General features: G+C 41.0%; 5 protein-coding genes and 1 pseudogene. 1 reads left to right on the top strand and 5 read right to left on the bottom strand.

What is annotated here, in order from left to right; genetic code table 11:
• Window positions 1–134: 134 nt before the first annotated feature.
• Window positions 135–1,538: a citrate/2-methylcitrate synthase gene (locus AC220I_RS17625; RefSeq protein WP_486725178.1), complete on the top strand. Its 1,404-nt coding sequence runs from the start codon at window positions 135–137 to the stop codon at window positions 1,536–1,538.
• Between the two features lie 33 nt (window positions 1,539–1,571).
• On the opposite strand, the gene AC220I_RS17620 is transcribed toward AC220I_RS17625, so the two are convergent.
• The 5 genes and pseudogenes from AC220I_RS17620 to AC220I_RS17600 form a co-directional block, all read right to left on the bottom strand.
• Window positions 1,572–1,892 (bottom strand): DUF192 domain-containing protein, encoded by a 321-nt coding sequence (locus AC220I_RS17620; RefSeq protein WP_486725177.1) that lies wholly within the window; start codon window positions 1,890–1,892, stop codon window positions 1,572–1,574.
• Between the two features lie 9 nt (window positions 1,893–1,901).
• The gene (locus tag AC220I_RS17615; RefSeq protein WP_486725176.1) at window positions 1,902–2,807 is read right to left on the bottom strand and encodes a type II secretion system F family protein; all 906 of its coding nucleotides are present in this window, start codon (window positions 2,805–2,807) and stop codon (window positions 1,902–1,904) included.
• 41 nt (window positions 2,808–2,848) lie between these two features.
• Complete coding sequence (locus AC220I_RS17610; protein ID WP_486725175.1) at window positions 2,849–3,793, bottom strand: type II secretion system F family protein; 945 nt, start codon at window positions 3,791–3,793, stop codon at window positions 2,849–2,851.
• Window positions 3,794–3,810: 17 nt separating this feature from the next.
• A complete protein-coding gene (locus tag AC220I_RS17605) occupies window positions 3,811–5,130 on the bottom strand; it encodes a TadA family conjugal transfer-associated ATPase (protein ID WP_486725174.1) in 1,320 nt (439 codons plus the stop codon).
• Window positions 5,131–5,181: 51 nt separating this feature from the next.
• Window positions 5,182–5,444 (bottom strand): annotated as a pseudogene (locus tag AC220I_RS17600) (hypothetical protein); the annotation flags it as partial.

Below are 5,444 nucleotides of genomic sequence, written 5' to 3'. Positions count from 1 at the left end.
CAATATTCAACTTTCCAATATTCATTGAACAGGATTTACAAGCTATAAGCAGCTTGTACTCTTGAAACATTATTTATAAATAAAGCTAAGAACCAAGGTTTATTCTGGCGAATTATTGATAAGGAGGTGCCATCATGGGCTTTGCCGATGTATTTAACCAATCCATTCCCGTTCAAAAGACGGACTTAAAGCAACTGAAACTCACAAATCAACACCTGGTTGATCTGGCGAATCAAAACAATGTCATTGCACCTGAAGACTTTAAAAGGTATGACATTAAGCACGGTCTTAGAAACAGTAATGGTACTGGCGTACTTGTGGGGATTACAGGCATAAGCGACGTTCATGGCTACAAGCTTATCGATGGTGTCAAGCAAGCTGACGAAGGCCGTCTATTCTATAGGGGTATTGATCTCTATGATATCGTCAAGAACAACAATGCCAGTGGTAAGCGCTTGTTTGAAGAGACTATTTTCTTACTATTGTTTGGACAACTGCCTACAGCACAAGAACTTGAGGATTTCAACCACATGATAGACACTTATCGTCAGTTACCTCAAGGCTTCACAGAAAACATGATTCTCAAGATTCCAAGCAATGACATTATGAACAAACTTCAAAGAAGCATACTTGTTTTATATTCACATGATGAACATCCTGACGAGCTCGCAGTGGAAAACCTAATTTTGCAGTGCATCAAGCTCATCGCAAGGGTGCCAACCATCGTTTCTTATGGCTATCAGGCCAAACGTCACTATTTTGACCATAAAAGCCTCTTCATCCATGCGCCAAGAGAAGGTCTAGGTACTGCAGAGAATATCCTTCATATGATCAGAAGTGACAATAAATACACCGAAACCGAGGCTTCAACACTTGACCTTGCACTGGTGCTTCACGCCGACCACGGTGGCGGTAACAACTCTGCATTTGCGGTACATGTGGTATCCTCCAGTGGCACAGATACCTATTCTGCAATTACCGCTGCCATCGGCTCACTAAAAGGGCCTAAACACGGTGGTGCCAATAATAGGGTTAGAGATATGATGCTCGATTTAAATCAAAACGTTTCTGATATTGGCAATACCGACGAGATCAGAGCCTATCTTAAAAAGGTCGTAAACAAAGAAGCCTATGATGGTTCTGGCTTGATTTACGGACTGGGGCACGCCGTTTACACTCTATCTGACCCAAGAGCTGTGATCCTAAAGGAGAAAGCAAGACAACTCGCCGCTGAAAAAAACAAACTCAAACTCTTTTCCCTCTATGAAAATGTAGAGCTCATAGGCCTTGAACTCTTAAGGGAAAAGAAGGGGTCCGATTTCAGCATTTGCGCCAATGTCGATCTTTATTCAGGTCTCGTCTATCAATTACTTGATATTCCAGAGGAACTCTATACCCCACTATTCGCAGTGGCGAGAATGGCAGGCTGGTGTGCCCACCGCATCGAGCAAGTCATGAGTGACACTAAAATCATCCGACCTGCATATGTATGTCCACATCAGAGACAAGAATATACTTCAATCGAAAGCAGAAAATAGATGACTCACTTTCTCTTCTAAAAAAAAGGTGAATTAACACGTTTCAAAACGTATTAATTCACCTTTTTCTATTTCACCAAATAAGCCTGCTTTAGCTTCAACCACACGGATTGTACCTCTGATGGGGGGAACCATCTTGCGCCTTGGCAGGTTTCGTTTGACCTCAAGGACTCTATTTTCCTTATCTAGGAATAAAACATCTATATTAAACTTCATAAAAAAGGTATGAATGCTGTTACAGGGTTCTATGATTAAGACTTCTCGTCTTGAGGGTATTGATTTGAACATATAGCCGAAGAATCTCTTGAGAAAATCATCCGCAAGGACAACCTCCTGCACTTTTATAATTTTCATAACGTCCTCCTATAGCAGCTTAAAGGCTTGAAGCACTGCTGGTCCTAAAATAATAATGAAAACTGCTGGAAAAATGAAGATCATTAAAGGAAAGAGCATCTTTATCGGCGCCTTCATGGCTTTTTCTCTTGCCACTTGCTTTCGATTCTCACGCAGTTGAGCACCCTCAATTCTAAGCACCTTACCAAGGCTCACACCGAGCTCGTCCGCTTGAATCAGAGATGACATTAAGACTGAAATTTCTCTGACTTCACATCGATCGCCCATGTTCTTTAGCGCTATTTTTTTATCGATGCCCATACGCATTTCCTTTAGGGTCTTGGCAAACTCTTCAGAAAGAACACCTTTAATATTTGTTGCCACTCTTGAAATGGCACCATCTAATGACAGACCTGCTTCCACACTTACCGTTATTAAATCCAGAGTGAAAGGCAAATCCTTAAGCATGGTTTCACTTCTTTTTCTTATGGCACTTGCCAGTCTAAACCGATCTATTGCCTTGAGAAAAACCAGGATGAAAAGTCCAATAGCCAATGCGCGGATCATACTCAAATCAGTGTATAGAGAAGCCACAACCATCAACATCATAACAATACTATTTCTTAGAAATACTTGTACAACCCATCGTTCATAGCTTTTATCTTTTAGGAAGCCAGCCTTTTCAAGCTTTCGCTTCTGTGTCACCTTAACATGGCTTGGCGTTCCAAACGAAAACACGCTTCCCAGTCTGTTTAAGATTGGTAGGAGAACACGCTCGCCAAAACTTTTAGTTTCATCATAAGCGTAATGATCCATATCCTCAATGAAGTTCATACGTTTTTCTGTTGCAATGGCTTTTTGGTTACGCCAGACAAGCAGCTGATAAAACAATATGAGTATTGTGAAAAAAAAGGAGCCTGTTGCAATATAGAGCACAGTATTCACGTCCTTTCGATTATTAATTCAAAAGATTTTGCTTAAAGTTCAATTTTAATAATTTTGCGGATAAAGAGCCAGCCAATGAGCTGATTGAACAGTGCAAATCCCACCAAGAGTCGCCCTAGCTGTGTCGTAAACAAAATGGAAATGTAGCTTGGATTTATGAGAAAAATCATTCCCCCGAGAAAAACGGGCAAGAGCATGATGATCATTCCTGATAAACGGCCTTGTGCCGTAAGGGTTTTAACCTCGTTCTTGATCTTTTGGCGTTCTCTTATGGTCTCAGCGATATTTTCTAAGATTTCGGAGAGATTGCCGCCGACGTCCTTTTGGATGAGAATTGCGTTGACGAGGAGCTTTAAGTCCTCAGAGGGCGTTCTCATACTCAAGCCATATAGAGCATCCTCCATGGACATGCCAAGGCTCATTTCCTTTAGCATCTGCTTAAACTCCTTGGAAAGTGGGTCTTCCGTTTCCTTGGATGCCACTGCAAGTGCCTGCATAAAGGAATAACCCGCTTTTAAAGCATTGGCAATTAATACAATCCCCTCATTCAATTGAATGTCAAATGCCTTAATTTTACCTGCACGTCTCATCTTCAAAAAGAGCTTAAAAAGCATTTCTAGAACGACCAATGTCACCAATGAGGCAATCCATTGGTCTGTTAATGCAAAGGCCAAAAAGGGTAGGCTAATGTCAAACATGAGTTTGATGACAAAAAACTCTTCTACGGTAAATGGTATATCTGCTTGCTTTAAAAGGTAGTTTTTTTCAAGGCGATTGTTACTTGCGAATAGGGTTTTGGGTAAAAAAGTTGCCATTCTCTTTATCGGACCACTATTTTCATAGTTATAACGAACATCTTGTTCTTCTAGCTCATCGTATGCATTTAATTTATGAATTGCGGGCTGGACCTTTCGCATCAGAGCCAGCACCAAGAAAATGATAGAGAAAGCAAATAGAATTGATATTAAAAGTGCCATAATCTCACATCCTTCAGTTAATAAAACAAGGATTGCGGGAGCTGTATCCCGTGGTCTCTAAGATTTTTAAGACAGGATGGCATAATCCCAGTAAAGATAAAATCACCAACAACCTTGCCTTTAGCATCCAGTCCTCTTTGTTCAAACTTAAAAATATCCTGTAGAATAATCACATCGCCTTCCATGCCAAGAACCTCTGTAATATGCGTAATCTTACGACTACCATCTTGAAGTCTGGACTGTTGTACAATTAGGTTTACGGCTGAAGAAATTTGATCTCGAATTGCCTTAACTGGTAAATTCATCCCGGACATCAATACCATGGTTTCAAGTCTAGACAGCATGTCTCTAGGGGTGTTGGCATGGCCTGTGGTCAAAGAACCATCATGGCCTGTATTCATAGCTTGAAGCATATCAAGGGCTTCACCCGATCTTACCTCACCGACGACAATTCGATCAGGTCTCATTCTCAGACTGTTCTTAACCAAATCTCTAATGCTGACCTCGCCTCTGCCCTCCACATTTGGAGGTCTCGTCTCAAGTCTTACAACATGCGGCTGTGAAAGCTGAAGTTCCGCAGCATCTTCTATGGTAACAATTCGCTCATCATTGGGAATAAAGGATGAAAGGACATTGAGTGTTGTCGTTTTACCACTACCAGTACCACCTGATACAACCACATTTAATCTGCCCTCGACACAGGCTTCCACAAATGTAGCCATTTTGCTGGTTAAGGTGCCAAATGAAACAAGATCATCTATGGTAAAGGGGTCCTCCGCAAACTTACGAATGGTGATGGATGGCCCATCAATTGCAAGAGGCGGAATGATGGCATTTACCCTTGATCCGTTTGGCAATCTGGCGTCTACCATAGGCGAGCTTTCATCAACTCTTCTACCAAGTGGGGAAACAATCTTTTTGATGACGTGCATCACGTGGTTGTTGTCCTTGAAATGCACGTTGGCCTGAACGAGTTTACCGCTTACTTCGACATAAATTTGGTTGGGACCATTCACCATGATTTCAGTGACATTGCTGTCTTTAAGCAAACTGGTAATGGGGCCAAATCCAATGATTTCATCCAAGAGTTCGTCCAAAATACGGGTCTTTTGATGGGGGGTTAAATTGAGTGCTTCCTTTTCAATATTTCTTGAAATGATATGTCTAAGTTCTTGCTTCAACCGATCATTCTGATCTGTGATCTCATCAAAATCTATGTCGAGTTCATCAATGACACTGGCTTGTATTTTTTGTTTAAGTGCCAATATGGGATCGACTTCCTTATCTTGGGCTTTTGTGGTTAGGGTTTGATTTTCAAGACGTTTTACCAGTGACATGTCATGCACTCCTTTCTTTATTCCTAACATTAAATCCATATTTATCTATGACTATGCAATCATTTTTTCCACTAAAGCTCTTATGTGCTTTTCAAATTTTTGTCCCTTCTGATCCATAAGCGGAATACCGGAGTTGATAGACTGTCTCACAAGTTTCACTTCTTCTGGAACATAGGCCAATATATCGTAGCTAAAGGCTTTCTCAACTTGCGCTTTTTGAACACCAAACTTATCGAGGGTCATGTTCATAATCAATTTGATCTTGTCTTTCGAATAATTGAGTGACTGCATGACTTTTAAACTCGTCTTGGTAT

This window comes from Fusibacter sp., from assembly GCF_057447755.1.
The sequence above is the reverse complement of the archived record's forward strand: the minus strand, read 5'-3'. Positions and strand labels throughout refer to the sequence as shown.